This is a genomic window from Aeromicrobium sp. Root236 (assembly GCF_001428805.1).
Classification (GTDB): domain Bacteria; phylum Actinomycetota; class Actinomycetes; order Propionibacteriales; family Nocardioidaceae; genus Aeromicrobium.
Genome location: NZ_LMIS01000001.1, coordinates 3,884,227 through 3,910,565, shown reverse-complemented (window position 1 = coordinate 3,910,565; position 26,339 = coordinate 3,884,227). Strand labels below are relative to the sequence as shown.

The 26,339-nt window shown below is 69.5% G+C and carries 22 protein-coding genes, 2 tRNA genes and 1 pseudogene; 7 read left to right on the top strand and 18 right to left on the bottom strand.

The genetic code is table 11. The features are described from left to right. Positions 1-12: 12 nt before the first annotated feature. A pseudogene (locus ASE12_RS20800) lies at positions 13-1,023 on the top strand (tyrosine-type recombinase/integrase); the annotation flags it as partial. Positions 1,024-1,235: 212 nt separating this feature from the next. On the opposite strand, the gene ASE12_RS19575 reads toward ASE12_RS20800, so the two are convergent. The 8 genes from ASE12_RS19575 to recO form a co-directional block, all read right to left on the bottom strand. Continuing rightward, positions 1,236-1,311 (bottom strand) — tRNA-Glu (locus ASE12_RS19575). A gap of 66 nt (positions 1,312-1,377) precedes the next feature. Beyond that, positions 1,378-1,449: transfer RNA gene (locus ASE12_RS19570), tRNA-Gln, on the bottom strand. 69 nt (positions 1,450-1,518) lie between these two features. After that, a complete protein-coding gene (gene gltX, locus ASE12_RS19565) occupies positions 1,519-3,009 on the bottom strand; it encodes a glutamate--tRNA ligase (protein WP_056404396.1) in 1,491 nt (496 codons plus the stop codon). Beyond that, positions 3,002-3,784, bottom strand: coding sequence for a fumarylacetoacetate hydrolase family protein (locus ASE12_RS19560; RefSeq protein ID WP_056404394.1), 783 nt, complete (start codon positions 3,782-3,784; stop codon positions 3,002-3,004). The genes gltX and ASE12_RS19560 overlap by 8 nt, the downstream gene beginning before the upstream one ends. A 51-nt stretch (positions 3,785-3,835) precedes the next feature. Further along, positions 3,836-4,777 (bottom strand): hypothetical protein, encoded by a 942-nt coding sequence (locus ASE12_RS19555; protein WP_056404392.1) that lies wholly within the window; start codon positions 4,775-4,777, stop codon positions 3,836-3,838. Then, the gene (locus ASE12_RS19550; protein ID WP_200955057.1) at positions 4,774-5,334 is read right to left on the bottom strand and encodes an RNA polymerase sigma factor; all 561 of its coding nucleotides are present in this window, start codon (positions 5,332-5,334) and stop codon (positions 4,774-4,776) included. Before ASE12_RS19550 ends, ASE12_RS19555 begins: the two co-directional genes overlap by 4 nt. A gap of 43 nt (positions 5,335-5,377) precedes the next feature. Further along, complete coding sequence (locus ASE12_RS19545) at positions 5,378-6,142, bottom strand: isoprenyl transferase (protein WP_056404389.1); 765 nt, start codon at positions 6,140-6,142, stop codon at positions 5,378-5,380. Positions 6,143-6,146: 4 nt separating this feature from the next. Continuing rightward, positions 6,147-6,875: a DNA repair protein RecO gene (recO, locus tag ASE12_RS19540; protein ID WP_056404387.1), complete on the bottom strand. Its 729-nt coding sequence runs from the start codon at positions 6,873-6,875 to the stop codon at positions 6,147-6,149. A 68-nt stretch (positions 6,876-6,943) separates the two neighbouring features. Between recO and ASE12_RS19535 the strand changes: the two genes are divergently transcribed. Further along, a complete protein-coding gene (locus ASE12_RS19535; RefSeq protein ID WP_056404385.1) occupies positions 6,944-7,348 on the top strand; it encodes a hypothetical protein in 405 nt (134 codons plus the stop codon). On the opposite strand, the gene ASE12_RS19530 is transcribed toward ASE12_RS19535, so the two are convergent. Further along, entirely contained in the window at positions 7,345-7,782 is a 438-nt protein-coding gene (locus ASE12_RS19530; RefSeq protein ID WP_056404383.1) for a VOC family protein, read from the bottom strand. The two genes, ASE12_RS19535 and ASE12_RS19530, sit on opposite strands and share 4 nt — an antisense overlap. 51 nt (positions 7,783-7,833) lie before the next feature. Here ASE12_RS19530 and ASE12_RS19525 point away from each other — a divergent pair, with 51 nt between their 5' ends. Continuing rightward, entirely contained in the window at positions 7,834-8,499 is a 666-nt protein-coding gene (locus tag ASE12_RS19525; protein ID WP_056404381.1) for a DUF429 domain-containing protein, read from the top strand. Here ASE12_RS19525 and ASE12_RS19520 read toward each other — a convergent pair. Then, complete coding sequence (locus ASE12_RS19520) at positions 8,496-10,001, bottom strand: aldehyde dehydrogenase family protein (protein WP_056404380.1); 1,506 nt, start codon at positions 9,999-10,001, stop codon at positions 8,496-8,498. The two genes, ASE12_RS19525 and ASE12_RS19520, sit on opposite strands and share 4 nt — an antisense overlap. Before the next feature lies 1 nt (position 10,002). Next, the gene (locus tag ASE12_RS19515) at positions 10,003-11,085 is read right to left on the bottom strand and encodes a saccharopine dehydrogenase family protein (RefSeq protein WP_082582415.1); all 1,083 of its coding nucleotides are present in this window, start codon (positions 11,083-11,085) and stop codon (positions 10,003-10,005) included. 169 nt (positions 11,086-11,254) lie between these two features. Between ASE12_RS19515 and ASE12_RS19510 the strand changes: the two genes are divergently transcribed. Continuing rightward, on the top strand, positions 11,255-12,442 hold the full coding sequence (locus ASE12_RS19510) for an MFS transporter (RefSeq protein WP_056404378.1): 1,188 nt from the start codon (positions 11,255-11,257) through the stop codon (positions 12,440-12,442). On the opposite strand, the gene ASE12_RS19505 is transcribed toward ASE12_RS19510, so the two are convergent. Genes ASE12_RS19505 through ASE12_RS19495 form a run of 3 tightly spaced genes read right to left on the bottom strand, consistent with a single transcriptional unit; the run spans position 12,439 to position 16,619 of the window. After that, the gene (locus tag ASE12_RS19505) at positions 12,439-14,169 is read right to left on the bottom strand and encodes a glycerol-3-phosphate dehydrogenase/oxidase (RefSeq protein ID WP_056404376.1); all 1,731 of its coding nucleotides are present in this window, start codon (positions 14,167-14,169) and stop codon (positions 12,439-12,441) included. The two genes, ASE12_RS19510 and ASE12_RS19505, sit on opposite strands and share 4 nt — an antisense overlap. A gap of 41 nt (positions 14,170-14,210) precedes the next feature. Further along, complete coding sequence (gene glpK, locus ASE12_RS19500; RefSeq protein ID WP_056404374.1) at positions 14,211-15,728, bottom strand: glycerol kinase GlpK; 1,518 nt, start codon at positions 15,726-15,728, stop codon at positions 14,211-14,213. A gap of 45 nt (positions 15,729-15,773) precedes the next feature. Continuing rightward, positions 15,774-16,619, bottom strand: a complete 846-nt coding sequence (locus tag ASE12_RS19495; RefSeq protein WP_056404372.1) for an MIP/aquaporin family protein — start codon at positions 16,617-16,619, stop codon at positions 15,774-15,776. Positions 16,620-16,762: 143 nt separating this feature from the next. Between ASE12_RS19495 and ASE12_RS19490 the strand changes: the two genes are divergently transcribed. Both ASE12_RS19490 and glpK (ASE12_RS19485) read left to right on the top strand, forming a co-directional pair. After that, a complete protein-coding gene (locus ASE12_RS19490; RefSeq protein WP_157413068.1) occupies positions 16,763-17,521 on the top strand; it encodes an IclR family transcriptional regulator in 759 nt (252 codons plus the stop codon). Next, positions 17,518-19,026 carry a glycerol kinase GlpK gene (glpK, locus tag ASE12_RS19485; RefSeq protein ID WP_056404367.1) on the top strand — a complete coding sequence of 503 codons (1,509 nt, stop codon included), beginning with the start codon at positions 17,518-17,520 and terminating at the stop codon, positions 19,024-19,026. Before ASE12_RS19490 ends, glpK (ASE12_RS19485) begins: the two co-directional genes overlap by 4 nt. A gap of 21 nt (positions 19,027-19,047) precedes the next feature. Here the strand turns inward: glpK (ASE12_RS19485) and leuA are convergent, their stop codons facing one another. Continuing rightward, positions 19,048-20,778 carry a 2-isopropylmalate synthase gene (gene leuA, locus ASE12_RS19480; RefSeq protein WP_056404366.1) on the bottom strand — a complete coding sequence of 577 codons (1,731 nt, stop codon included), beginning with the start codon at positions 20,776-20,778 and terminating at the stop codon, positions 19,048-19,050. 222 nt (positions 20,779-21,000) lie between these two features. Here leuA and ASE12_RS19475 point away from each other — a divergent pair, with 222 nt between their 5' ends. Then, on the top strand, positions 21,001-21,930 hold the full coding sequence (locus tag ASE12_RS19475; RefSeq protein ID WP_369797255.1) for a glutathione S-transferase family protein: 930 nt from the start codon (positions 21,001-21,003) through the stop codon (positions 21,928-21,930). Here the strand turns inward: ASE12_RS19475 and ASE12_RS19470 are convergent. The 3 genes from ASE12_RS19470 to ASE12_RS19460 are packed head-to-tail and all read right to left on the bottom strand — an operon-like array spanning position 21,916 to position 26,337. Beyond that, positions 21,916-24,144: a DUF3488 and transglutaminase-like domain-containing protein gene (locus ASE12_RS19470; RefSeq protein ID WP_157413067.1), complete on the bottom strand. Its 2,229-nt coding sequence runs from the start codon at positions 24,142-24,144 to the stop codon at positions 21,916-21,918. The two genes, ASE12_RS19475 and ASE12_RS19470, sit on opposite strands and share 15 nt — an antisense overlap. Beyond that, entirely contained in the window at positions 24,131-25,393 is a 1,263-nt protein-coding gene (locus ASE12_RS19465) for a DUF58 domain-containing protein (RefSeq protein ID WP_056404360.1), read from the bottom strand. The genes ASE12_RS19470 and ASE12_RS19465 overlap by 14 nt, the downstream gene beginning before the upstream one ends. Positions 25,394-25,398: 5 nt before the next feature. Further along, the gene (locus ASE12_RS19460) at positions 25,399-26,337 is read right to left on the bottom strand and encodes a MoxR family ATPase (RefSeq protein WP_082582413.1); all 939 of its coding nucleotides are present in this window, start codon (positions 26,335-26,337) and stop codon (positions 25,399-25,401) included. Between the last annotated feature and the right edge of the window lie 2 nt (positions 26,338-26,339).

The window sequence follows — 26,339 nt, the reverse complement described above, 5'->3', positions numbered from 1 at the left end:
AGGAGGCATTCCGTGGCCAGCATCGAGAAACGGGCGAGGGACGGACGAACGGTCTGGCGCGCGCACTACCGCACGCCTGCTGGACACCAGCGAAACAAGACCTTCACCCGCAAGGTCGACGCCGAGAGGTTCCTCACCAGCGTCGAGAGCTCCAAGAACACCGGGGACTACATCGACCCGTCGCTCGCCCGGGTGACCGTCGGCGACTGGGCCCAGACCTGGCTCGACGGACAGAACCACGTCAAGCTCACCACGCTCAACCGCTACGAGGGCGCCGTGCGCAAGCACCTCCTGCCGACCTGGAGCCACGTCAGGCTCTCGGCGGTCTCCCACTCCGACGTGCAGGTGTGGGTGACCAGCCTGTCCAAAACCCAGTCACCGGCATCGGTGCGCAAGATCCACCGCGTGCTCTCGCTGATTCTCGACATGGCGGTCAAGGACGGTCGACTCACCCGCAACGTCGCCGCCGGGGTCAACCTGCCACGACCGGCCAAGCACGAGAAGCGCTACCTGACGCACACCCAGGTCGACGATCTCGCGTTTGCCTGTGGCTACCCGGTCGAGGTCAGCAAGCACCGGGCCCTCGACGAGCGCACCAACGAGATGTATCGGCTCGTCGTGTTGTTCCTCGCCTACACCGGCGTGCGGTTCGGCGAGCTGGCCGCACTGCGTGTGAGTCGGCTCGACCTCACCAAACGCCGCGCGATCATCGCCGAATCAGTCACGCCAGTCCAGGGCCACGGTCTCGTCTGGGGCGCACCTAAGTCCCATCGTCGACGCGAGGTGCCGCTCCCCCGGTTCCTCGTCGACGACCTCGCCCAGCACGTCGCCGGCAAGGCACCCGACGATCTCGTCTTCGGAGGAATCCGCGGTGGCGAGGCACTACGGGTCAGCGTGTTCCGCAAACCCTTCCGGGTGGCGGCGACGGCAATTGGAATTCCTGATCTGCACCCGCACGAGCTGCGCCACACTGCCGCGTCGCTGGCGATCGCGTCGGGCGCTGACGTCAAGGTCGTCCAGCAGATGCTCGGTCATGCCTCGGCCACGATGACCCTCGACACGTACGGACATCTCTTCGAGAATCGCCTCGACGAGGTCGCCGACGCGATGGATCTGGCACGCACTTCCGAGCGCGCTCAACCTGCTGTTGCCCGAGTGTTGCCCGAGCACCTTGCGGACCTGGATGAGGAAGACCCCCTGACCAGCGCTTCCGCTGGTCAGGGGGTCTTTTTCCATGGTAGCCCCGACGGGATTCGAACCCGCGCTACCGCCTTGAGAGGGCGGCGTGCTAGGCCGCTACACAACGGGGCCATGGGTGGTCTTGCGACCGCACAAAACCTTACCAAAGCGTGCTCGGGAGCTGCTCGGAGGGTTTCGCTGGGATACTAGGACTCGAACCTAGAATGGCGGTACCAGAAACCGCTGTGTTGCCAATTACACCATATCCCAATGGCTTCGGACGGGGTCCGAGCCGAGGTCACACTTTACCCGACCGGACCTCTCGCGCCCAAACCGGGATCACCCCAGAGCGGCGTCCAGTCGCTCGATCGTCTTGCGGTGGCCGAGCAGCTCCAACGACTCGAACAGCGGCGGCGAGATCCGGCTTCCCGTGACCGCAACGCGTACGGGCCCGAATGCCAGTCTCGGCTTGAGTCCCAGCCCGTCGATGAGCGTCGTACGGAGGGCGCCCTCGATCGTCGCCGTCGTCCACTCGGCGCCCCCGGCGGGGATCGCATCGAGCGCATCGCGTGCCGCGCGTACGACCTGCAGGCCGGCCTCGTCGAGGTTCTTGGCCGCGTCGGCCTCGTCGATCGCGAACTCCTCGTCGGACACGAAGAGGAATCGAAGCATGTCGACCGCCTCCGTGAGCAACGTCATGCGCTCGTGCACGAGCGGCGCCGCTGCCGTCAGCAGGCCGAGCTGGATCGTCGTCGGCTCGTCGTCGATCAGGCCGGCCGCCTGGAAGTAGGGCACCAGACGTCTGCGCAGGTCGTCGGGCGACAGCAGGCGTACGTGCGAGCCGTTGATCGCCTCGCACTTCTTGATGTCGAACCGCGCCGGGTTGGGGTTGACCCGGCCGATCTCGAACGCCTCGACCATCTCGGGGATCGTGAAGATGTCACGATCCTCGGCGATCGACCAGCCGAGCAGAGCCATGTAGTTGAGCAGGCCTTCGGGCAGGAAGCCCTTGGGCCTGTAGTCGAGCAGGTTGGACTCGGGGTCGCGCTTGGACAGCTTGCGGTTGCCCTCGCCCATGACGAACGGCAGGTGGCCGAACTCCGGCGTGAAGCCACCGCCGATGCCGATCTCGGCGAACGCCTCGTAGAGCGCGATCTGCCGCGGCGTCGAGCTCAGCAGGTCCTCACCACGCAGCACGTGGGTGATGCCCATCAACGCGTCGTCAGTCGGGTTGGTCAGCGTGTAGAGCGGCTGGCCGTTGGCGCGTACGAGGACATAGTCCTGCACGTTGGCCGAGTCGAACGTGATCTCTCCGCGCACGAGGTCGTTGAACGTGTAGGTCCGCTCCGGCATCTTGAACCGGATGACCGGCTCGCGGCCCTCCGCCTCGTAGGCCGCGATCTGCTCGGCCGTGAGGTTGCGGTGGAGGCCGTCGTAGCCACTGGGCTTGCCGGCTGCACGGGCGGCGTTGCGGCGCTCCTCCAGCTCCTCGGCGGTGTCGTACGCCTTGTAGGCGAAGCCCGCGTCGAGCAGCTGCTGGGCGACGTCGGCGTAGATGTCCATGCGCTCGGACTGGCGGTAGGGGCCGTGAGGGCCGCCGACCTCGGGACCCTCGTCCCAGTCGAGGCCGAGCCAGCGCATGACGTCGATCAGGAGCTGGTAGGACTCCTCGTTGTCCCGTGACGTGTCCGTGTCCTCGATGCGGAACACGAACTTCCCGCCGTGATGACGGGCGAACGCCCAGCTGAACAACGCGGTGCGGGCCATGCCGACGTGCGGGTTGCCGGTCGGGGAAGGACAGAAACGGGCGACGACGGGACGATCAGTCATTGCGGCTCACCACCGAGTTGGTCAGGGTGCCGATGCCTTCGATGGTCACGCTGACCTCGTCGCCGACCTCCATGGGGCCGACGCCGTCGGGCGTACCGGTCAGGATCACGTCACCGGGCAGGAGCGTCATGAACGACGACACGTACTCGATGATCGCCGGCACGGTGAAGACCATGTCGGACGTGTTGCCGTCCTGCTTGACGTCGTCACCGAGTCGGGTCGTGACCTGGACCTGGGACGGGTCGAAGTCGGTCTCGATCCAGGGCCCGAGCGGGCAGAAGGTGTCGAAGCCCTTGGCCCGTGTCCACTGGCCGTCCTTGGCCTGCAGGTCGCGCGCCGTGACGTCGTTGCCGATCGTGTAGCCGAAGATCACCTTGGCGGCGTCCTCAGCGGAGATGTCGCGGCAGATCCGGCCGATCACGACGGCGAGCTCGCCCTCGAAGTGCACGTTGTCGCTCTGCTCGGGATAGAAGATCGGCTCGCCGGGTCCGATGACGCTGGTGTTGGGCTTGAGGAAGATCAGCGGCTCCTCAGGCACCTCGCCGCCCATCTCGGCCGCGTGCTTGGCGTAGTTCTTGCCCACGCAGACGACCTTGCTGCGCGGGATCACCGGCGCCAGCAGGCGTACGTCCGCGAGAGGGATCTTCTGACCGCTGAGGTTGAGCCCCGCGTAGAGAGGATCGCCGTTCAGGACCGCGATGGTGGGGACGCCATTGTCGTCCCCGATGACTCCGAAGCGGGGATCGTCGTCCCCCGCGAACCTGGCAATGCGCATATGCACCAGCCTATCGGTCCGGTCGCACCCGCCGTCCCGCGACCGAGCCCGCTAGGACGTGGTGGTGGGCGGCGCGGGCTTGGCGTCGGTCGGGCCCTGCGACAGATAGGTCATCCGGTAGGTCAGTCCGTCCTCGAGCTTCATGCGGCTCTCGAGGATCCGACCGCTGCTCGGCTCGACGACGTACGTCATGGCGCCCAGCGTGATGCCGTAGCCGGTGCGTCCTTTGGCGTCCGTGACCTCGCCGTCGTTCTTGACGCCCTTGAGCTCGGCGGCGGCATCCCACATCGCCTTGCGGACCGCCGGCGGCGCCGGCGTCTCGGCCAGCATCTCGCCCAAGGTCTTGAACGCGTAGTGGTCCGGCGGGCCGCCCTTGAGGTCGCCCGTGCCGGCGCGGAGCAGCCGCAGGAGCTCCGACTTCGACGTCGTCAGGTGCAGGAGCTGGTCCCACGTGAGTGACTGCTGCTGGAAGCTGAACTTCGCGACGCCCATCGTCACGAGGCCGCCGTCGCCGAAGCCCTCGTCGAAGAGGTAGCCGGGCGTCGTGTGCCCCTGCCAGAACGTACGACGGAAGACCCCGTCGTGCCCCTGCTCGTACTCGGAGTCGACCCGCCAGTACTTCGCGTGCGCCACATCGACGTCCTGCGTCGCCGACGACGTGCCCGCGGCGCGCAGCACCTGGGACGCGTTGCGGAACTGCGGCGTGGCGACCGGCGGCGACGGGGTCGGTCCCTGGGTCGTGGGCTCGGCTGTGGGCGTGGAGACGTCTCCGTCCCACGGCGCGATGACCAGCACCGCTGCCGCCGCACACGCCACCATGAGGACGCCGGCCGCGCGCCGCCTCCGGGTGCGGATCCGCGCGATGTGGGTGATCCGGTCGATGCTCGCCTTGGCCGCGGCGAGTGCCTGGGCGCGACCGAGCTCCAGCGCCTCAGGACTCGGGTCGACGGTGTCGCGGGTGTCCTCGAGGATGTCGTCGATGTGCATGGTCATGACTCCTGTCGGTGGGGCTGCGGGGAGATGGCTGACAGCAGCGACTCCGCGCGCGTACGAGCGCGGTGGAGCCTGCTGCGGGCGGCGACGTCGCTGATGCCGAGCGCCTCAGCCGCCTCGGAGACCGTGAGCTGCTCCCAGCCGACGAGCAGCAGGACCTCCCGCTCGCCCGGTGAGAGCTGGTCGAGCGCTTGACGCAGGCGCGACCGCAGGGACGACGCGTCGAGGCGGGCGTCGACCGCGTCCCAGTCGAGGTCGAACGAGTCGTCGTGCGGGCTCCGGGGGTTGCGTTGCCGCAGGTGGGAGCGCAGCACGTTGCGTGCGATGCCGTAGAGCCAGGGCAACGCCGAGCCGCTGGAGTGCGGCTTGACGCGGAGTCGCGCCTCGACGGCCACCGTGAACACCTCGGCGAGCAGGTCCTCGGCCGTGGCCGCTCCGGCGCGCCTGGAGAGATAGCGGTGCACGGCCGGGGCATGCCGGGCGTAGATGACGCCGAACGCCTCGACGCTCGTGCGCGACCTGACCAGGAGCTCGGTGTCCGACGTCTGCGTGCTCACACCTTGCTTATGCCAGTCGGCCGCAAAGCGTTGCATCGGCGCGTCAGGCGCTGCCGTAGCGGCGGTTGCGGGCGGCGTACTCCTCGATCGCGGCCCAGAGCGCGCGGCGGTCGACGTCGGGCCAGGCGATGTCGGAGAACACCATCTCGGCGTAGGCCGACTGCCACAGCAGGAAGTTGCTCGTGCGCTGCTCCCCCGACGTGCGCCAGAACAGGTCGACGTCCTCCATGTCGGGCTCGTCGAGGTAGCGGGCGAACGTACGCTCGTTGACCTTGTCGGGGTTGACCTTGCCGGCCGCGACATCGCGCGCCAGCGCTGCGGCGGCGTCGGCGATCTCGGCCCGGCCGCCGTAGTTGACGCACATCGTGAGGGTCAGGACGTCGTTGTGCTTCGTCATCTCCTCGGCGGTCTCGAGCTCCTTGATGACGCTGCGCCAGAGGCGAGGTCGCCGCCCGGCCCACCGCACGCGTACGCCCAGCTCGTGCATCTCGTCGCGCCGGCGCCGGATGACGTCGCGGTTGAAGCCCATGAGGAACCGCACCTCGTCGGGCGACCGCTTCCAGTTCTCGGTCGAGAACGCATAGGCCGAGATCGCCTTGACGCCGATCTCGATGGCACCCTCGACGACGTCGAACAGCGCCGACTCGCCCATCTCGTGGCCGGCGGTGCGTGGCAGGCCCCGCTGCTTGGCCCAACGACCGTTGCCGTCCATGACGATCGCGACGTGCCGGGGCACCTGCTCGAGCGGCAACGCAGGAGGCTTCGCGCCGGAGGCGTGCGGGACCGGCTGGCGTACGGAACGCTTCATGCGGTTACCGGTCGACGTGGCTCAACGAACGCAGTCCGCGCTCGAGGTGCCACGACAGGTAGGCGCTGACGATGCCGCTGGCCTCGCGGCGGGACCGGTCGTCCGACGTGCCGACGGCGACCCAGTCGCCGCTCAGCAGCCCGGCGAGCAGCGAGACGGTGAACGGCGACGGCGCGGCTGATCCCGCGACCCGGCAGTCGTCGCACAACATGCCACCCGAGGCGGCGTGGAAGTTGCGGTGCGGCCCCTCCGCTGCGCAGCGGGCGCACGCGTCGAACGTCGGGGCGTAGCCCGCGATCGACAGCGCCCGGAGCTGGTAGGAGTCGAGGATCAGGCTCGGCGTCATGCGCCCCTCGGTGAGCGCGCGCAGCGCCCCGACGAGGAGCTGGAGCTGCGGCACGGCGGGCTCGCCGTCCTCCTGCACGAGGCGCTCGGCGGTCTCGAGCATCGCGGTGCCGGCGGTGTAGGCCGCGTAGTCGCCGCCGAGGTCCTTGGCGAACGCGTTGATCGTCTCGACCTGCGTGATGATGTCGAGCGAGCGGCCCTCGGCGAGCTGGAGGTCGACGTGCATGAACGGCTCGAGCCGGCCGCCGAACCGGGACGTGGTCTTGCGGATGCCCTTGGCCGCGGCGCGCACGATGCCGCGGTCACGCGTGAGGAGCGTGATGATGCGGTCGGCTTCGCCGAGCTTGTGGACGCGCAGCACGATGCCGGCGTCACGGTAGAGGCTCACCTGTCCATTGTGCCGTGCGGGACCGACGATTGTGCCCCGGCACGCGGCGCGAGCACTAGTGTCGGTCCATGGCGCAGGACTCCGGCTACTCGGGCACGCCGCAGCTCAAGAAGCTCGGCATCAAGCCCGGCCTGCGCCTCGCGCTCGTCGGCGCCGACGCCGGGTGGGCGTTCGCGGAGCCGCTCGATGACGTCGAGCTCGTCGCCGGAGGGCCGACGGACGTCGCGGTGGTGTTCGTACGCTCCGCAGCCGAGCTCGACCAGCTGCCCGCGTGGGGCGAGTGGATCTTCCCCGCCGGATCGCTCTGGGTCGCCTGGCCGCGCAAGGCAGCCGGGCATGTCAGCGACGTCACCGAGAACGCGATCCGCGACGGTGCGCTCGAGCTCGGCCTGGTCGACGTGAAGGTCGCCGCGATCGACACCGACTGGTCGGGGCTCAAGCTCATGTGGCGCAAGGAGAACCGGACGCGCTAGTCGAGGCAGAACTCGTTGCCCTCGGGATCGCGCATCGTGATGAATCCGCTCTCCAAGGGCGGCTCCGGGTCGACGCGATAAGCGCGGGTCGCTCCGAGGGCCTCCAGCCGGGTGGCCTCGGCCTCGAACGCGGCCATCCGCTCGTCGCCGGTCAGCCCGGGCGCGACGCGTACGTCGAGGTGCACGCGGTTCTTGACGGTCTTGCCCTCGGGCACGCGCTGGAAGAAGATCCGCGGACCGTCGCCGTCGACCGGTCGCAGGGCGGACCTGGAGTTCCACTGGTCCTCGGGCACGCCGAACGCCTTGAGCGCGTCGGGCCAGGTCTCGAAGCCCTCGGGAGGCGCCTCCAGCTGATAGCCGAGCACCTCGGCCCAGAACCCGGCCTGCGCGGCCGGGTCGGCGCAGTCGAACGTGACTTGGAATTCTCTGGTCATCACGCCACCCTCTCGCGCGGCACCGACAGTTGCCAGTGCAAGGATCGGCCCATGACGGTGCTGGGCGTTGACGGGTGCTCCGTGGGCTGGGTCGGCGTGGCATGGGGCGACGAGGTCAGCACGTTCGTCGCGCTCGACATCGAGCAGCTGGTCCTCCAGGCGATGCGCCGGTTCCCGATCGAGGTCGTGGCGATCGACACGCCCATCGGCCTGTCGTCCGACGGTGACCGGGCGCCCGAGGCGTACGCCCGCCGGCGCCTGCCCGGGCGGGCGTCGACCGTGTTCAGCTCGCCGGCGCCGAGCGCGTTGCGCGCCGAGACGTACGACGAGGCCAACGCCGCCAACCGGGCGGCGCTCGGCAAGGGGCTCAGCCGGCAGGCCTTCGGCATCCTGCCCAAGATCGCCGACGTGCACGACTGGCTGGCGACCGAGCCGGGCGTGCCGGTCATCGAGGTGCACCCGGAGGTCTGCTTCGCCGCGAAGAACGGCACAGTCGTGCTGGAGCCCAAGCGGACGCCCGCCGGCGCCGCCCTTCGCCGCCGCCTGCTGGAGCGGGAAGGCATCGTCGTGCCGACCGCGCGCGTACGCGGTGCCGCTCCGGACGATGTCGCCGACGCGGCCGCCGCGGCGTGGACCGCGCGGCGATTCGCCGACGGCGTCGCCGAGCGCCTGCCGCCGGAGCCACGCGATCAGGTGGCTCCGGCGATCTGGGCCTAGACGAACTCGACGCCCTGCGCGAGCGGGAGCTCGGTCGAGTAGTTGACCGTGTTGGTCGACCGGCGCATGTAGGCGCGCCAGGCGTCGGAGCCGGACTCACGCCCGCCGCCGGTCTCCTTCTCGCCGCCGAACGCGCCACCGATCTCGGCACCCGAGGGGCCGATGTTGACGTTGGCGATGCCACAGTCCGAGCCGACGACCGACATGAACTGCTCGGCCTCGCGGACGTTGAGCGTGAAGATCGACGACGACAGGCCCTGGGCGACCTCGTTGTGCAGCGCGAACGCCTCGTCGAGGTCGGTGTAGGTCAGGACGTAGAGCAGCGGGGCGAACGTCTCGGCCTTGACGATCTCGGTCTGCTTGGGCATGTCGATGATCGCGGGGTGGACGTAGTGCCCGCCACCCTCGACGTCGGCCGCGGTGCCACCGGTGACGAGCTCGCCACCATCGGCCGTGGCCTGCTCGACGGCGGCGCCGAACGCGTCGAACGCGGGCTTGTCGACGAGTGGTCCGACCAGCGTGGACGCCTCCAGCGGCGAGCCGATCGGCAACGTCTCGTAGGCCGCCTTGAGGCGCGCGACGAGGTCGTCCTTGATCGACTCGTGGACGATGATGCGTCGCAACGACGTGCAGCGCTGGCCGGCGGTGCCGACGGCGGAGAACACGATGCCGCGGACGGCCAGGTCGAGATCGGCCGACGGGGCGACGATCGCGGCGTTGTTGCCGCCGAGCTCCAGGAGCGTACGTCCGAGTCGGGCCGCGACGCGGGGCGCGACCTGCTTGCCCATGCGCGTCGAGCCGGTCGCCGAGACGAGCGGCACGCGCGGGTCGTCGACCAGCACCTCACCGATGCGGTAGTCGCCCAGCAGCACGGCCGACAGGCCCTCGGGCACACCCGCACGACGAGCGGCCTCGGCAGCCAGAGCCTGGCAGCCGAGGGCGGTGAGCAACGTCTTCTCCGACGGCTTCCACACCACGGCGTCGCCGCACACGAATGCGAGAGCGGCGTTCCAGGACCAGACGGCGACCGGGAAGTTGAAGGCCGAGATGACGCCGACGACGCCCAGAGGGTGCCACTGCTCCATCATGCGGTGGCCCGGACGCTCCGTGGCGATCGTCAGGCCGTGCAGCTGGCGCGACAGGCCGACGGCCAGGTCACAGATGTCGATCATCTCCTGGACCTCACCGAGGCCCTCGGACACGATCTTGCCGGCCTCGATCGAGACCAGGGCACCGAGATCGTCCTTGTGCTCGCGCAGCAGCTCACCGAGCTCGCGGACGAACTGGCCGCGTACGGGCGCGGGGACGCTGCGCCACTGCTCGAAGGCTGCCTGGGCGCGACCGATCACGTCGGCCGCCTCGTCGGCGGTGTGCGACCGGAGCCGGCCGATCTCGCCGCCGTCGATCGGCGACCGGCACACCAGGTCGCCGTCGGCGACGAACGGGTTGCCCGCGCCGAGGCGGTCGAGGATGTCCTGCGTACGTGTGGCGATGTCGGTCATGTCAGACCTCTCCCTGCTCGGCGAAATGACGCCCGGCTTGTGTGGAGAACAGCTGCTCGAGCGTGATGTCCTCCTGCTTGATGAATCCAGTGTGCGGCAGCGTGCCATCGGCGACGAGCTCGACGACGCTGACCGCCGAGGCGGCCGTCGTCCACGAGATCGCGCGCCACATGCGGCCGGAGATGTCGAGCGGCTTGTAGGCGCGCACGTGGTTCTCACGGAACGGGTGACCGTTCTTGACGCCCTCGACGGCTGCGTGGATGAACACGACGTCGTCGCTGACCGGGGGCTTGGAGTCGACCAGCATCTTGCCGACGAGGTCGCGCTGCTCGCGGAGGTTGAGCTCGTCGAACAGGAAGTGCATCTGGTCGAAGTGGCCCGGATAGCGGAGGGTCTTGTAGTCGAGGCGGTGCACGCGGCCTTCGTACGTCTCGCACATCGTGCCGAGACCGCCGGACGTCAACGCGGCCTCGAGCTCGATGCCACCGATGAACACCCGCTCCTTCTCGGTCATCGCCGGCACCATCTGCCGGTTGCCGGAGCGCAGCACCTCGCAGTCGTTGAGGTACTCGTTGACGACGCCCTCCGGCGACCAGTTGATGGCGTAGCCGAGCAGGCCGGTCGGGTTCTGCGGCAGCGCGCCGACCTTGAGCTCGATCGAGCGGATCTCGTCGAACGTCTTGGCGATCGAGGCGCCGATGATGCCGATCAGTCCCGGAGCGAGGCCGCACTGCGGGGCGAACGCGGCACCAGGCTTCTCGGCGGCGAGCTCGATGACCCGGTTGGTCGTGGGGACGTCCTCGGTCAGGTCGAAGTAGTGGGTGCCGGCGTCGTACGCGGCCTCGGCGACGTCGATGTTGAGGTGATAGGGCAGGCACGACACGACGGCGTCGACGCCTCGCAGCGACTCCCGCAGCCCGGCAGTGTCCTGCACGTCGAGCGGCTTGACCTCGAACCCGAGGTCGTCACGGGGTGCCGAGTCGTAGCCGATGACCTTGAAACCCGACTCGCCCAGCATGACGGCGACGAGCTCGCCGACCTTGCCGAGCCCGAACACCGCGACCTGGTTGATGATGCGCGCCACGAATCCTCCTCACGACCGGGGTGGATCTCACACCGGCGGAACACTGCGCCGAGGGTGGTCGGCGTCCCCCCGAGCGTATCGCGTGCGTGGGCCATTTACTGTACCGGCCGGTGCAGTGATTCAGAGCACGTCGGGAAGGCGTCGCCGACGTCGTTGGTTGACCTCGGTCATGACGTCCCTCAGCGGTGGTCGCGCGTTCGCGGCTCTGGCGTACGCGTTCGCGGTCACGATGATGGGCACGACCCTGCCCACGCCGATGTACGTCATCTACCAGGGGCGCTTCGGCTTCTCGATCACGATGTCGACGGTGATCTTCGCGACGTACGCCTTCGGCGTCCTGGCCGCGCTGCTCGCGTTCGGCCGGTGGTCCGATGCCCTCGGCCGTCGTCCCCTGTTGCTGGCCGGGCTGGCGCTGGCGATCGCCAGCGACGTGGTCTTCCTGCTCGCCGGCAACACCGGCGCGCTGCTCGCCGGCCGCGTCCTCTCGGGACTGTCCGCCGGGATCTTCGTCGGCACCGCCACGGCCGCTGTCGTCGAGGCAGCCCCCGCCAGCTGGCGATCCCGCGCGGCGCTGCTGGCGACGGCTGCCAACATCGGCGGGCTGGGACTCGGACCGCTCGTCGCGGGCGCGTTCGTCGACTGGCTCCCGTGGGACGTGCACCTCGCGTTCCTCGTCCACCTCGGCCTCTCGCTGATCGCCGTCGCCCTCGTGTGGTGGGTCGCCGAGACGGTTGACGTGGTGGCGGGTGCACGCCCGTCCTTCCAGCGGCTCGCGGTCCCTGCCAAGGTGCGTACGACGTTCGTCGCCGCCGGTACCGCGAGCTTCGCCGGGTTCGCCGTCATGGGGCTGTTCGTGGCGGTCTCGCCCCGGTTCGTCGCCCAGGCGCTGACCGACCCGAGCCCGGCGTTCGAGGGGCTCGTCGTGTTCACGGTGTTCGGCGCCTCGGTCGTCGCGCAGGTCGTGCTCAAGGGCGTCTCGACGACGCACGCGGTCAACGCCGGTTGCGCGCTCCTGGTGGTTGGCATGCTCGTCCTCGTCTGGGGCCTGCAGACGGAGTCGGTGCCGCTCATCGTGCTCGCGGCCGTCGCCGCCGGCTCCGGGCAAGGGCTCTCGTTCAGCAAGGGTCTCGCGTCGGTGCTGGCCAAGGTCGACCCCCATGAGCGGGCCGGAGTGACCTCGGCATTCTTCGTCGTCGCGTACGTGGCGATCTCACTGCCGGTGATCGGCGAGGGCGTCGCCGCCCAGCACTGGGGACTGACGTCTGCCGGCACGTCGTTCTCCGCCGCGGTGGCCGGCCTTGCGGCACTGGCCCTGATCACCCTGGTGATCGACCAGCGCCGCGACAGGACCGCCTAGCCCGCAACGGTCACGGGCACGACGTCCGCAGCACCCTTGCGCGCCGCGTCGGCGGTGTCGTCGTCCGGCATGGTCTGGCTCTCGCGCTCGGCCTCGACCCGCTTGACGTAGTGGTCGACCTCGTTGGCCCGCTGTGACTCGTCCCAGCCGAGGACTCGCGCCATCAGGTCCGCGACCATCGGCGCCGCCGTCACGCCGCGGTCGAACTCCTCGAACGAGATGCGCGTACGCCGGGTGAGCACGTCGTCGAGGTGGCGCGCCCCCTCGTGCGTGGCGGCGTAGACGACCTCGACGCGCAGGTAGTCCGGCGCGCCGTCGAGCGGCAGGCCCAGGTCCGGGTCCTCGGCGACGAGCGCCAGGAGCTCGTGGATCAAGGACCCGTAGCGGCCGAGCAGGTGGACGATCCGCTCGTCGTGGAGCCCGGAGTCCCGCGCGAGGAGCTGCCGCTGGTTGGACACGGCATCCCAGCCCTCGGCGCCGAGCAGGGGGACGTGCTCCGTGGTCGACGGCGGCACGCGACGGTCGAGCTGTCCCTCCAGCGCGTGGGCCACCTCGTCGATGACGTCCTTGGCCATGATCCGGTACGTCGTGTACTTCCCGCCCGCCACCACGATGAGCCCAGGCGCGGCATGCCCGATCGCGTGCTCGCGGGACAGCTTGCTGGTCGCCTCGTCCTCACCACGCAGGAGGGGCCGCAACCCGGCGTAGACACCCACCACGTCGTCGTGAGTGAGCGGCTCGACGAGGACCTTATTGACGTGCTCGAGCAGGTAGTCGATGTCGCTGCGGCTCGCGGCTGGGTGGTCTTTCGACAGCGACCAGTCGGTGTCGGTCGTGCCGATGATCCAGTGGCGGCCCCACGGGATCACGAAGAGGACCGACTTCTCGGTGCGCAGGATCAGGCCCGAGTCGCTGCGGATGCGATCGCGGGGCACCACGAGGTGGACGCCCTTGCTGGCGCGCACGTGGAACTGGCCGCGCTCCCCCGCGAAGGCTTGCGTCTCGTCGGTCCAGACACCGGTCGCGTTGACGACCTGCCGTGCCCGGACGGTGATGGTGCGGCCCGACTCGAGGTCGCGCACCTCCGCCCCGACCACCCGGCCGCCCTCCTTGACCAGCGACATGACCCTGGCGCGTGTGGCCACGTGCGCCCCGTACGCCGCCGCGGTGCGCGACAGGAACATCGTGTGGCGGGCATCGTCGACCTGGGCGTCGTAGTACTGCAGCGCCCCGACGAGGGCGTCCTTGCGCAACGACGGGGCGATGGCCCGCGCGCCGCGTCGCGTCAGGTGCCGGTGCAGCGGGACGCCCGCTCCGTAGCCCGAGGCCTTGCTCATCGCGTCGTACAGCGCGACACCGGCACCGGCGTAGACGCGTTCCCACGCCCGGTGCTGCAGCGGATAGAGGAACGGGACCTCCCGGACCAGGTGGGGCGCCAGCCGCTGCAGGTGCAGCCCGCGCTCCTTGAGCGCCTCCGCCACGAGCCGGAAGTCGAGCATCTCGAGATAGCGCAGTCCACCGTGCATGAGCTTGCTGGACCGGCTGGACGTGCCGGACGCCAGGTCACGGGCCTCGACGAGGCCGACCGTCAGGCCACGCGTGGCGGCGTCGAGTGCTGCTCCTCCCCCGACGACGCCACCACCGATCACCAGGACATCGAGGGTCGTGGCGGCCATCGCCTCGAGTGCGTCCTCGCGGGACTGCGGGGACAGGGGTGCTGACCTCATGCTCGTACCTCTCGATGTCGTGGTGATCGGCGGTGCTGCGACTAGCTGACGTCGACCCAGTCGAGGGTCCGGGTGACGGCCTTCTTCCACTGGCCGTACCCGGTCTCGCGCTGCTCGTCGTCCCACTGCGGCTCCCACCGCTTCGACTCGTTCCAGTTCTCGCGCAGCTCGTCGGTCGAGCTCCAGAAGCCGACTGCGAGGCCCGCTGCGTACGCGGCACCGAGCGCCGTCGTCTCTGCGACGACCGGTCGGCTGACCGTGACGCCGAGGACGTCGGACTGGATCTGCATGCACAGCTCGTTGGCCGTGACGCCGCCGTCGACCTTGAGCACCTCCAGGACGACGCCGGAGTCCTTCTCCATCGCCTCGGCGACGTCGCGGGACTGGTAGCAGATCGCCTCGAGGGTCGCCCGCGCCAGGTGGGCGTTGGTGTTGAAGCGCGACAGGCCGACGATCGCCCCACGGGCGTCGGACCGCCAGTACGGTGCGAAGAGTCCCGAGAACGCCGGCACGAAGTACACGCCACCGTTGTCCTCGACCTGGCTGGCGAGCGACTCGGACTGCGCGGCGCCGGAGATGATGCCGAGCTGGTCGCGCAGCCACTGCACGGCCGACCCGGTCACCGCGATCGACCCTTCGAGGGCGTACACAGGCTTGTCGTCGCCGAACTGGTAGCAGACCGTCGAGAGCAGTCCCGCGTTGCTGCGGACGAGCTCGGTGCCGGTGTTGAGCAGCATGAAGTTGCCAGTGCCGTACGTGTTCTTGGCCTCGCCAGGGGCGAAGCAGACCTGGCCGACGGTGGCCGCCTGCTGGTCGCCGAGGATGCCGGTGATCGGCACCTCGCCGCCGAAGGGCCCGCTCTCGAGCGTCAGGCCGTACGGCTCCTTGGTCGACGACGGCTTGATCTCCGGCAGCATGGCCCGCGGAATGTCGAAGAAGCCGAGCAGCTCGTCGTCCCACTCGAGGGTCTCGAGGTCCATCAGCATCGTGCGGCTGGCGTTGGTCGGGTCCGTGACGTGGACGCCGCCGTTGCGGCCACCCGTGAGGTTCCAGATGACCCAGCTGTCGGTGTTGCCGAAGATCGCCTCACCCTTCTCGGCCGCCTCGCGGACACCCTCGACGTTCTCGAGGATCCACTGGATCTTGCCGCCGGAGAAGTACGTGGCCGGGGGCAGCCCGGCCTTGCGCCGGATGATGTCGCCGCGCTCGTCGCGGTCGAGCGCACTGGCGATGCGGTCGGTACGCGTGTCCTGCCACACGATCGCGTTGTAGTAGGGCCGGCCGGTGTTCTTGTTCCAGACGACCGTCGTCTCGCGCTGGTTGGTGATGCCGAGCGCCGCGAGGTCCTCGGCGCCGAGCCCGGCCTTGGTGAGCGCCGTCTGGATGACGGCGGACGTACGCTCCCAGATCTCCGCCGGGTTGTGCTCGACCCAGCCGGCCTGCGGCATGATCTGGTCGTGCTCGAGCTGGTGGCGAGCCACCTCGTTGCCGCTGTGGTCGAAGATCATGAAGCGAGTGCTGGTCGTGCCCTGGTCGATGGATCCTACGTATTCAGCCATGGTGGCCCCTTTCGATGGAGTGGGTGTGGTCCTGAGCGAGCGCGGTCATACGAGGCTGTCCGCGTCCTCGCGGGCGACCGAACGGGCCGGCTCGGGCACCGGCTCGGAGACCGTGATCTCCTCCGGCTCGTCGGGCAGGTGGCGCTCGATGAGGTACTTGAACATGGCACCGCCGATCAGTCCGCCGAGGATGGGCGCCACGATCGGCAGCCAGAAGTAGAGCGGGTGGCTGCCGCTCGTGCTCCACCACGCGTCGCCGTAGCCGGTGATCCACGAGGCCAGGCGCGGGCCGAAGTCACGTGCCGGGTTGATGGCGTAGCCGGCGTTGCCGCCGAAGGCCATGCCGAGTGCGACGACGAGGAGGCCGACGACGACCGGGCCGATGTTGGCCATCGGCGGGTTGTTGGTGGCCGTCGTCAGGGCGAAGATCACGAAGACGAGGATCGCCGTGCCGACGACCTGGTCGAGGAACGCCGACGGGATCGACACACCGGCGGTCGGCGACGTCGAGAAGATGCCCTGCGTGTCGTACGTGTGGTGGGGATCGAGCTTGTCGATCAGGTCGGCGTACGTCGCCCGGATGATCAGCGCGGCGAGGAACGCACCGGCGACCTGTGCCGCGATGTACGGCGCGACCTTGCGCCACTCGAAGCCCTTGAACGCCGCGAGGGCGATCGTGACGGCGGGGTTGAGGTGCGCCCCCGAGATGCGCGCCGCGACGTAGACGCCGAGCGTCACGCCGATGCCCCAGGCCCAGGCGATCGAGTCGTGGTCGCCTGCGGCGCCGTCGCCCGTGACGACCTGCGCCACGACACCGGTGCCGAACAGGATGAGGACCATCGTGCCGAGCAGCTCGGCCGAGATCTCACCCCAAAGAGTGTTCTTCTTCATGTCGTCGTACCCCCCACTGTCTGGGCGGCTCGTGCCGCCTCGAGCGACGCTAGGACCGGGTATGAGGTGGCTCAAGGTCGAGCGTTCGACATCGTCGAACGGGTGGTCTGGCGCCTCACCATGTGCGCGCTAACGTCACTGATGTGCCGGGGGCCATCCAATCTGTCGAGCGTGCGGCCGCGGTGCTTCGGATCCTCGGCGGGGCGGGTCGTCCGCTGCGTCTCTCCGAGATCGCCGACGCCCTTGACCTGCCCAAACCCACGATCTTCGGACTCGTCCGCACGCTGCGCGACGTGGGGTTCGTCCACCAGGACCGGGTCACGTCCGACTACTCGCTCGGCGACGGCATCCGCAACCTCCACGAGTCGGGGCTGGACCCCAACGACCTGCGCTCGCACGCGATGAACTGGTCGGACGCGCTGGCATCGCGCACCCGCCTCGAGGTGCACATCGGCTTCCCCGATCCCGAGGGCGCCCGCATCGTGCACCACGTCTTCCGGCCGGGCGGCTCGTTGCAGCAGCTGCGCATCGGCGAGGTGCTGCCGTTCCACGCCAGCGCCCTGGGCAAGATCATGCTCGGGTTCGTCGCCGGCACGCCGTCGAGTCCCCGGGCTCTGGAGCGCTACACCCCGCGGACCCTGGTCAGCCGTGCGGCGCTGGACGCCGAGCTGCACCGCATCCGTGCACGCGGCTGGTCGTCCGAGGGCAGCGAGCTCATACCCGGGATCGGGGCCCTCGCCGTGCCCCTGCGTGGCTACGGCGGCATCGGGGTCGGCGCGCTGGCGGTGACCGGGCCGGTCGAGAAGGTGTTCCGCCACGCCGGCCCACCGCTCGACACGATCATCCGCGCGACGGTCGACACGGCCGCCTCGATCTCCCGCTCCCTCGGGCTGCACGCGTGAACGAGACCGTCATCGCCGCGATCGACCAAGGCACGACGTCGACGCGGTGCATGATCTTCGACCGGCAGGGGCGGACCCGTTCGCTGGCCCAGCGCGAGCACCACCAGACGTTCCCCCGCCCGGGGTGGGCCGAGCAGGACGCCGACGAGATCTGGCGGCACGTGCAGCGTCTCGTCCCCGAGGCCCTGGCGCAGGCGGGGCTCCACCACCGGCAGGTCGCGGCCCTCGGCATCGCCAACCAGCGCGAGACCACGGTGGTCTGGGACCGCACGACCGGGCGATCCGTCGCGCCGGCGATCACGTGGCAGGACACACGTACGTCAGACATCGTCGACGACCTGGTCGCCAAGGGCGCGACCGACAAGGTCATGGCGGTGACCGGGCTGCAACCGCGCACCTACTTCGCCGGCCCTCGGCTCCGCTGGCTCCTCGACCACCGGCGCGGGCTGCGCCAGCGGGCCGAGGCCGGCGAGCTGCTGTTCGGCACGATGGAGAGCTGGCTGATCTGGAACCTCACCGGTGGTCTCGACGGCGGGGTGCACGTCACGGACGTGACGAACGCCAGCCGCACGATGCTGATGGACCTCTCGACCGGCCAGTGGGACGACACGATGCTCGACCTGCTCGACATCCCCCGAGCCGGGCTGCCGAGCATCCGCTCCAACGCAGAGATCTACGGCACGTGCGTCGCGCCACTGCAGGGTGTGCCGATCGCCGGGGCACTGGGCGACCAGCAGGCAGCACTGTTCGGCCAGACCTGCTTCGAGCCCGGAGATGCCAAGTGCACGTACGGCACCGGCGCGTTCCTGCTGATCAACACCGGCCCCGAGCGGCCCACACCCGGTCCGTCCGTGCTGCCGACCGTCGCGTACGCGCTCGGCGACGACGCCCCGGTCTATGCCGTCGAGGGCTCGATCGCGATGGCCGGATCCCTCGTCCAGTGGTTGCGGGACGCCCTCGAGATCATCCCGACAGCGCCGCAGATCGAGACGCTCGCGCGCTCGGTGGACCACAACGGCGGGTGCTACATCGTGCCGGCATTCTCCGGGCTGTACGCCCCTCGGTGGGACCAGGACGCTCGCGGGGTGATCGTCGGCCTCACCTCGTTCGTCACCAAGGCGCACCTCGCACGCGCCGTGCTCGAGGCCACCGCGTGGCAGACCTGGGAGGTCGTCGAGGCGATCCGGCGCGACCTCGGCCTGACGTTGGAGACCCTGCGGGTCGACGGCGGCATGACGTCGAACCACCTGCTGATGCAGATGCTGAGCGACGTGCTCGACGCGTCGGTCGAGCGGCCCCTCGTCTCGGAGACCGTCTGCCTCGGCGCCGCGTACGCCGCAGGGCTCACGGTCGGCTACTGGTCCGACCTGGCGACGCTCAGCCACCACCGGCACGTCGCCGCCGTGTGGCGGCCGCAGATGGATGCCAAGGTGCGCAAGCGCGAGTCGGCGCAGTGGAACCGGGCCGTCGACCACGCCCTCGGGTGGGTCCTGCCGCCGGAGTGAACCGGCGGCAGGACACCGCGGTCAGCCCGGGATCGTCTGAGCGGCCGCGCGGTTGGCGGCCGACACGACGGCCCGCAGCGACGCCGTGACGATGTTGGCGTCGATGCCGACGCCCCACACGATCTCGCCGGCGATCTCGCACTCGACGTAGGCGGCGGCGAGCGCGTCGCCGCCGGACGACAGCGCGTGCTCGGAGTAGTCGAGCACCCGGATGTCGGCGCCGGCGTGGTGCATGCCGTCGACGAACGCGGCGACGGGTCCGTTGCCCTGGCCCTTGAACTCCTGCACCTGACCACGCACGCGGAGGTCGACGACCTGCTCGTCTCCCCCGTCAGTGGCGGTCACCGACCGATAGGTCTCAAGGGCGTACGGCTCGGCGCGGTCGAGGTACTCGGCACGGAACGCTGCCCAGATCGCGGCCGGCTCGATCTCGCCGGCCTCGCCCTCGGTCAAGCCCTGCACGACGCGGCTGAACTCGATCTGCAGGCGTCGCGGCAGGTCGAGCTGGTGCTCGGACCGCAGGATGTAGGCCACCCCGCCCTTGCCGGACTGGCTGTTGACGCGAATGACGGCCTCGTACGAGCGACCGACGTCGTGCGGGTCGATCGGCAGGTAGGGCGCCTCCCAGGCGATCTCCGAGACCGGGATGCCCTGCTCAGCAGCGCGTACGTCGAGGTCCTCCAGCCCCTTCTTGATCGCGTCCTGGTGCGATCCCGAGAACGCCGTGTAGACCAGGTCGCCGGCGTAGGGATGACGCGGGTGGACCGGCAGCCCCGTGCAGTACTCGACCGTGCGGCGGATCTCGTCGATGTCGGAGAAGTTGATCTGCGGGTCGATGCCCTGGCTGAACATGTTCATGCCGAGCGTCACCAGGTCCACGTTGCCGGTGCGCTCGCCGTGGCCGAACAGGCAACCCTCGACGCGGTCGGCGCCGGCCATCATGGCGAGCTCGGTGGCGGCGACCGCGGTGCCCCGGTCATTGTGCGGGTGCAGCGAGACGCACGTGTGCTCGCGGCGGGTCAGCTGGCGGGTGAACCACTCGATCTGGTCCGCATAGACGTTGGGCGTGGCCATCTCGACCGTCGCCGGCAGGTTGAGGATGATCTCGCGACCGTCCTCGGGCTGCCAGACGTCGGAGACCGCCTCGCACACCTCGACGGCGAACGGCATCTCGGAGCCGGTGAAGATCTCCGGCGAGTACTCGTAGCCGATGACGGTCTTGTCGAGGTAGCCCTCGGCATACTTCATGACCAGCTCGGTGCCGCGCGTCGCGATCGCGCGTACCTCGTCCTTGCCGGCGTGGAACACGACGCGGCGGAACAACGGCGCGATGGCGTTGTAGAGGTGGATGTTGGCGTGCGGGACGCCGACCAGCGACTGCACGGTGCGCTCGATCAGGTCCTCGCGGGCCTGCGTCAGGACCGAGATCGTGACGTCCTCCGGCACGAGGTCGCCCTCGATCAGGTGACGCACGAACGCGAAGTCGGTCTCGCTGGCCGACGGGAAGCCGACCTCGATCTCCTTGTAGCCCATGCGGACCAGCAGGTCGAACATCTTGAGCTTGCGGGCCGGCGTCATCGGGTCGATCAACGCCTGGTTGCCGTCGCGCAGATCGGTCGAGAGCCAGCGCGGCGGGGCGGTGATGACGTTCCCCGGCCAGGTGCGGTCGGGCAGCTCGATGGGCTGGAAGGCGCGGTAGCGCTCGAAGGGCATACCGCTGGGCTTCTGGGTGGTGAAGCGGGGGTCGGACATGGTGAACTCCTGGCAAATGCGGTTTGTCTGGGCTGGCGGCCGGTGCGTGACAAACTCCGCGCCGAGGGGTCCGACCTAGAGGACCTCGACGCGGCAGAGAAGGAGCAGGCTCTGGAACCGCATGAGGGCTACTTTAACAGCATGGCTGAGTCCCTCCACGAACAATCCTCCGACCGCTCGGTCGCGTCCTACGTCGAGCCCGGCAAGGGCTACGACCGCGACATGAACTACATCCCCGACCGGATCACCCGCGACGCGGCGGATGGCTGGCCCGTCGAGGCCGGCCGCTACCGGCTGATCGTGGCCCGGGCCTGCCCATGGGCCAACCGGGCGATCATCGTGCGCCGGCTGCTGGGGCTCGAGGACGCGATCTCGATCGGCTACTGCGGACCGACGCATGACGAGCGCAGCTGGACGTTCGACCTGGACCCCGGCGGCGTGGACCCCGTGCTCGGCATCGAGCGCCTGCAGCAGGCGTTCTTCAAGCGCTACCCCGACTATCCGCGCGGCATCACGGTCCCGGCGATCGTCGACGTGCCGACGGGCCGGGTCGTGACCAACGACTTCCCGTGGATCACCCACGACTTCGCGACCGAGTGGACCGAGCTCCACCGCGAGGGCGCGCCCGACCTGTGGCCCGAGGCCGTCCGCGACGAGATGGAGGAGGTCATGCAGCGGATCTTCACCGAGGTCAACAACGGCGTCTACCGCTGCGGCTTCGCCGGTTCACAGGCCGAGTACGAGGCGGCGTACGACCGACTGTTCACCGCGCTCGACTGGCTCGAGGAACGGCTGGCGGGTCGGCGATACCTCATGGGCGACACGATCACCGAGGCCGACGTGCGCCTCTTCACGACCCTGGCACGGTTCGACGCGGTCTATCACGGCCACTTCAAGTGCAATCGGCAGAAGCTGACCGAGATGCCGGTGCTCTGGGCGTACGCGCGCGACCTGTTCCAGACGCCCGGCTTCGGCGAGACGATCGACTTCGACCAGATCAAGACGCACTACTACGTGGTGCACTCCGACATCAATCCGACCGGCATCGTGCCCAAGGGTCCCGAGCCGGAGGTCTGGCTGACACCGCACGGCCGCGAGTCCCTCGGCGGCAACCCCTTCGGCACCGGCACTCCCCCGCTACCCGAGCGTTGACACCGGCTGCAGCGGGCCGTCCGGGATGTACGCCCTGCGGCCTGCCAACGAGCGCGGCAGTGCGATCGCGCGCCAGCGTTCGCCGCGGGACGCCCCGGTGGCAAGCGAGCCGATGATCGCCCTCAGGTCGTCGGCGCCGTCGCCGTCCTGGAGCGCGGTTCGGGCGAATCGCGCCCGCTCGACCCGCTTGAGCAACCGGTTGAGGGCGTCGTGGTCGATGCCGTCACGCCCGCCGAGGCGGGTCGCGAAGCCGCGTGGCGTGTCGGTCGGCGAGAACGGCATGCCGAAGTCGCGTGCGGTGTCCTCGAGCTCGCGCCACAGTGGTTCGACCGAGGAACCGGCCCGGCTGAGACGCCAGCGGCGGCGCGCCCACCGCAGGAGTGCCGGGATGCCGACGAGCAGGAGCAGCGCGGCGAACGTGATGAGCGCGGTCCGGGGAGCGGTCTTGGACGTCGCCGAGGAGCTCGCCGCCGTGCTGTCGACGCTGTTGGCCTCCTCACGCACCGAACGGCGCGGCGCGTTGGCGACATCGCCCTCGTCGGTGTCCGTCGTCGTCGAGCCCGGCTCCTTGAACGACGTCGCCGAGCCGACACCGGGCGTCGGCTCGAAGCTGACCCAGCCGATGCCCGCGAAGTAGATCTCGGTCCACGCGTGCAGGTCGTCCGACGTCGCCTCGTACTGGTTCTGGCCGTCCTTGATGCCGACGACGCTGCCCGGCGCGTAGCCGACGGCGATGCGTGACGGAATGCCCAGCGTCCGGGCCATGACCGCCATCGCCGACGAGAAGTGCACGCAGTAGCCGGACCTCTTCTCGAGGAACTTCGCGATGACGTCGACGCCGTTGCCGTCATAGCCATCGGCGACGGGCGCGGTCTCGGAGTAGGCGAAGCCACCGTCGTTGCGGAGATAGTCCTGCAGGGCGACCGCCTGGTCGTACTCGTTCGTGGCGCCCTCAGTGACCTTGCGCGCGGTCCGCTCGATGATCGCGGGCGTCTTGGCGGGAAGCTTGGTCTCCTCCTGGAGGAGCAGGTCGCGCGGGCTCGTGGTGATGGCGCGCATCTGGGTGGCGGTCGGCTGGATGTCGAGGCTCGTGACGGAGTACTTCTGGCCGCGGGTGTCGTCGTCGGGCGACGTCATCGTGAGCCCGAACCCCGGCAGCCACTTGCCCTTGAGGCCGGTGACCTTGTCCATCGGGTAGGGCACGGGGAGCATCGTGGTCTTGAGGTTCCGGATCGTGATGGTCGTCGACTCCTTCTCGACCTTGATGCCGATGGCCTTGATCGCCTCTTGCCCTTCGGGAGCGCCGAACTGCTGGTTGGTGCCGGGCTTCCACGTCTTGCCGGTGAAGTTCCGCAACGTGGCGACCTTGAGATAGGGCGCCTGCGGAAGACCCGTCGTGTAGCTCAACGCGGTCGTGGTGCCGTTGCGGCGGAGGTTCTGGCCGAGCTCGAGCATGGGGTTGATGCCGCGGCCGAACACGGCCGGAGGCGGCTTCCCCCACGATGTCGCGACGGCGCTGACATCAGGTGAGACCAACGGGAACGCGATCGACGCCGCGAGCGCCGCCGTGGCGAGGACGAGGGCCGGACCACGTTGCCTGCGGGCGAGCGATCCGCTCAGGGCTGTGCGGGAGCGCAGGATCACCAGCCACAGGGCGGCGACCACCACGAACAGCCACGTCGACGGAGTGTCGCCGGAGATCAACGCCGGCGTCGCGAAGACCGAGAGCAGCAACAGCCCGATGGCCGATGCGGCGTGGCGTCGCTCGAGCAGGACGTCCGCGACGATGACGAGCAGCCCGAACGAGCTGGCAATCACGAGGACGACCGGCTTGGCCGCGGCGACCGGCGCCTGCTCCTCGACGATGATGTCCTGCGCGGCAGACGCCAGGTGACCCAGCTCGCGGAAGGTGTCGAACGTCGGCAGGATGCCGATCAGCGTGCCGGGCACGAAGATCCACGCGAGGGCGAGCAGCTCGACGACGATCGCGATCGGCGCGACCCAGCGCAGCCCGACGGCGCGCAGCACAGCGCAGCACAGGCCGGTCAGCGTGGCCACCAGGATGGTCGTGATCCACCAGTCGCTGCCGGTGATGACGCTGCGGAAGCCCGAGAGGAGCAGCGCGAAGGCCACTCCGATGATGACGTGGTCGAACCAGGTGTCGCGCACCGTGCGGTTGCCGGCCCGCTGCGTCGACGCCTCAGCCCGCAGCATGCGCACGCGCCCCGTCGAACTCGGTCCACAGGTCGCCGATGTCGTCCTTGGGGGTGTAGGTCACGACCCGCCAACGCGCGTCCTCGAGGATCCCTCGCGCTTCTGCGGGCGTGTTGGACGCGACCAGGGCCAGCACGGCCCGCGACGTCGACATCAGCGCCGCCCAGTGCTGCGCCCGTTCGACGCTGAGCCGGCCCAGAACCATGAACACGGCGCGCTCCGGTGCCACCCGACGATCGTTGTCCTGCGGCTCCGGCTCGATCACGGCAAGGTCGACCATGGCGTCCTCGAGCGTGTCCTGGCCGTCGGCGATGAACCGGTCGATCTCGGTGCCGTTGGACTGCAGCACGACGACGTAGCCGGCCCTGACGAGGTGCGCCGAGATCGACGCGGTGGCGACGACGCACCACTCGAACACCGAGGAGAACTCCCACTCGCCCTGCCGGTCCTTGGCGGTGCCCTGGCTGTTGGGCTCGCAGTCGAGGATGACCGCCGCACGCGGTGTGAGCTGCTGCTCCTCCTGGCGGACCATGAGCTCGCCGCGGTGGGCCGTGGCCTTCCAGTGCAGCCGTTTCATCGCGTCGCCGGGCAGGTAGTTGCGGGCGATGACGTCGTCCTCGCCCAGGCCCACGTGCTGCGGCGCCGGGCGCGTCGCCCCGTCCTCGCTCGTGCCGCGCGGCGCGATGGGTCGCAGGCCGATGCATCGCGGCAGCACCGTCAGCATCTCGGGGCTGCCGAACGTGTGCCGGCGGAAGACCAGGCCGAAGGGGTCCAGGACGTTGACCCCCAGGGGCCCGATCGGATGTCGCCCGCGCCGAAGGCCCTGCAGTGCGTACGAGAACGAGACGCGCGAGTCGGTGCCGTGGCTGCCGCCGAGTGCGGGCAGGGTGCCCGATGCGTCACCGGAGATGCCGTGGGGCAGGACGTCGGACCACTTGGCCTCGAGGCACGGCAGCACCGACAGGTTGGTGATGCGTACGTTCGCGCGTGCCATCTGCCCCGGGGGCACGACCTGCGGCGAGAACGAGCGCTCGATGCGGACGCGGGAGTGACCCACGAAGACGAACACGGCGGAGAACAGCACGAGCCCGATCAGCAGGCCCGTCACGTAGAGCAGTGCCGGCAGCGACAGGATCGGCGCGGCCACGAAGCTCACGACGCCGGCGACGAGGAACCCGAGTCCGCGCCGGGTGAGCACGACCGAGCTCGCGGCCCGTCTGAGACGGCCGGCCGAACTCTCGCTCGTCATGGTGGTCAGCTCGGCTGGACGGCGCCGGCTGGGACCGGAGTCTCGGCGATGATGCGGTCGACGACGTCCTCGACGCTCGACGCGCCGCGCATCGGGATCAGCCGGTGAGGCAGCACGACCGGTGCAAGGGCATCGATGTCGTCGGGGAGCACGTAGTCGCGGCCCTGGATCGCGGCCCGCGCCTTGGCGGCCCGGACCAGCTGCAACGTCGCGCGGGGGCTGGCGCCGAGGCGCAGGTCGGCATCGATGCGGGTCGCCTGCGTGATGTTGACCGCGTACTCCTCGACAGCCGGCGACACGTAGATCGCCCGGGCTGCCGCGATCATCGCCTGCACGTCCTCGATCGACGCCACGGACTCCAGGCCGTCGAACGGGTTCTCGGCGTCGCGCCCGCGCACCATGGCGAGCTCCGCGGCGGAGTCGGGGTAGCCCATCGAGATGCGGGCCATGAAGCGGTCGCGCTGGGCCTCCGGCAGGGCGTACGTGCCCTCCATCTCGTAAGGGTTCTGCGTCGCGACGACCGTGAACGGGCTGGCCAGCACGTACGTCGTGCCGTCGACCGTGACCTGCCGCTCCTCCATCGCCTCGAGGAGCGCCGACTGGGTCTTGGGCGAGGCGCGGTTGATCTCGTCACCGATGACGATGTTGGCGAACACCGCACCGGGCTTGAACTCGAACTCACGATCGGCCTGGTTGTAGACCGAGACACCCGTGATGTCGGACGGCAACAGGTCAGGCGTGAACTGGATGCGTCGCACCGAGCAGCTCACCGAACGGCCGAGGGCCTTGGCGAGAACGGTCTTGCCGACACCCGGAACATCCTCGATCAAGAGGTGCCCTTCGGCGAGAAATACGACCAATGCGGCCTCTGCGGCCTCGGGCTTGCCGTCGATGACCTTCTCGATGTTGGCGAGAATGGCCCGAGCAGCTGTCTCGAACTCCATAT

Bases quoted from the DNA above. Each gene is read 5' to 3' on its own strand.
- gltX (WP_056404396.1), bottom strand. From the start codon at position 3,009: ATGACTGATCGTCCCGTCGTCGCCCGTTTCTGTCCTTCCCCGACCGGC.
- ASE12_RS19560 (WP_056404394.1), bottom strand. From the start codon at position 3,784: ATGCGCATTGCCAGGTTCGCGGGGGACGACGATCCCCGCTTCGGAGTC.
- ASE12_RS19555 (WP_056404392.1), bottom strand. From the start codon at position 4,777: ATGACCATGCACATCGACGACATCCTCGAGGACACCCGCGACACCGTC.
- ASE12_RS19545 (WP_056404389.1), bottom strand. From the start codon at position 6,142: ATGAAGCGTTCCGTACGCCAGCCGGTCCCGCACGCCTCCGGCGCGAAG.
- ASE12_RS19535 (WP_056404385.1), top strand. From the start codon at position 6,944: ATGGCGCAGGACTCCGGCTACTCGGGCACGCCGCAGCTCAAGAAGCTC.
- ASE12_RS19530 (WP_056404383.1), bottom strand. From the start codon at position 7,782: ATGACCAGAGAATTCCAAGTCACGTTCGACTGCGCCGACCCGGCCGCG.
- ASE12_RS19525 (WP_056404381.1), top strand. From the start codon at position 7,834: ATGACGGTGCTGGGCGTTGACGGGTGCTCCGTGGGCTGGGTCGGCGTG.
- ASE12_RS19520 (WP_056404380.1), bottom strand. From the start codon at position 10,001: ATGACCGACATCGCCACACGTACGCAGGACATCCTCGACCGCCTCGGC.
- ASE12_RS19510 (WP_056404378.1), top strand. From the start codon at position 11,255: ATGACGTCCCTCAGCGGTGGTCGCGCGTTCGCGGCTCTGGCGTACGCG.
- ASE12_RS19505 (WP_056404376.1), bottom strand. From the start codon at position 14,169: ATGAGGTCAGCACCCCTGTCCCCGCAGTCCCGCGAGGACGCACTCGAG.
- glpK (WP_056404374.1), bottom strand. From the start codon at position 15,728: ATGGCTGAATACGTAGGATCCATCGACCAGGGCACGACCAGCACTCGC.
- ASE12_RS19495 (WP_056404372.1), bottom strand. From the start codon at position 16,619: ATGAAGAAGAACACTCTTTGGGGTGAGATCTCGGCCGAGCTGCTCGGC.
- leuA (WP_056404366.1), bottom strand. From the start codon at position 20,778: ATGTCCGACCCCCGCTTCACCACCCAGAAGCCCAGCGGTATGCCCTTC.
- ASE12_RS19475 (WP_369797255.1), top strand. From the start codon at position 21,001: ATGAACTACATCCCCGACCGGATCACCCGCGACGCGGCGGATGGCTGG.
- ASE12_RS19470 (WP_157413067.1), bottom strand. From the start codon at position 24,144: ATGCTGCGGGCTGAGGCGTCGACGCAGCGGGCCGGCAACCGCACGGTG.
- ASE12_RS19465 (WP_056404360.1), bottom strand. From the start codon at position 25,393: ATGACGAGCGAGAGTTCGGCCGGCCGTCTCAGACGGGCCGCGAGCTCG.
- ASE12_RS19460 (WP_082582413.1), bottom strand. From the start codon at position 26,337: ATGGAGTTCGAGACAGCTGCTCGGGCCATTCTCGCCAACATCGAGAAG.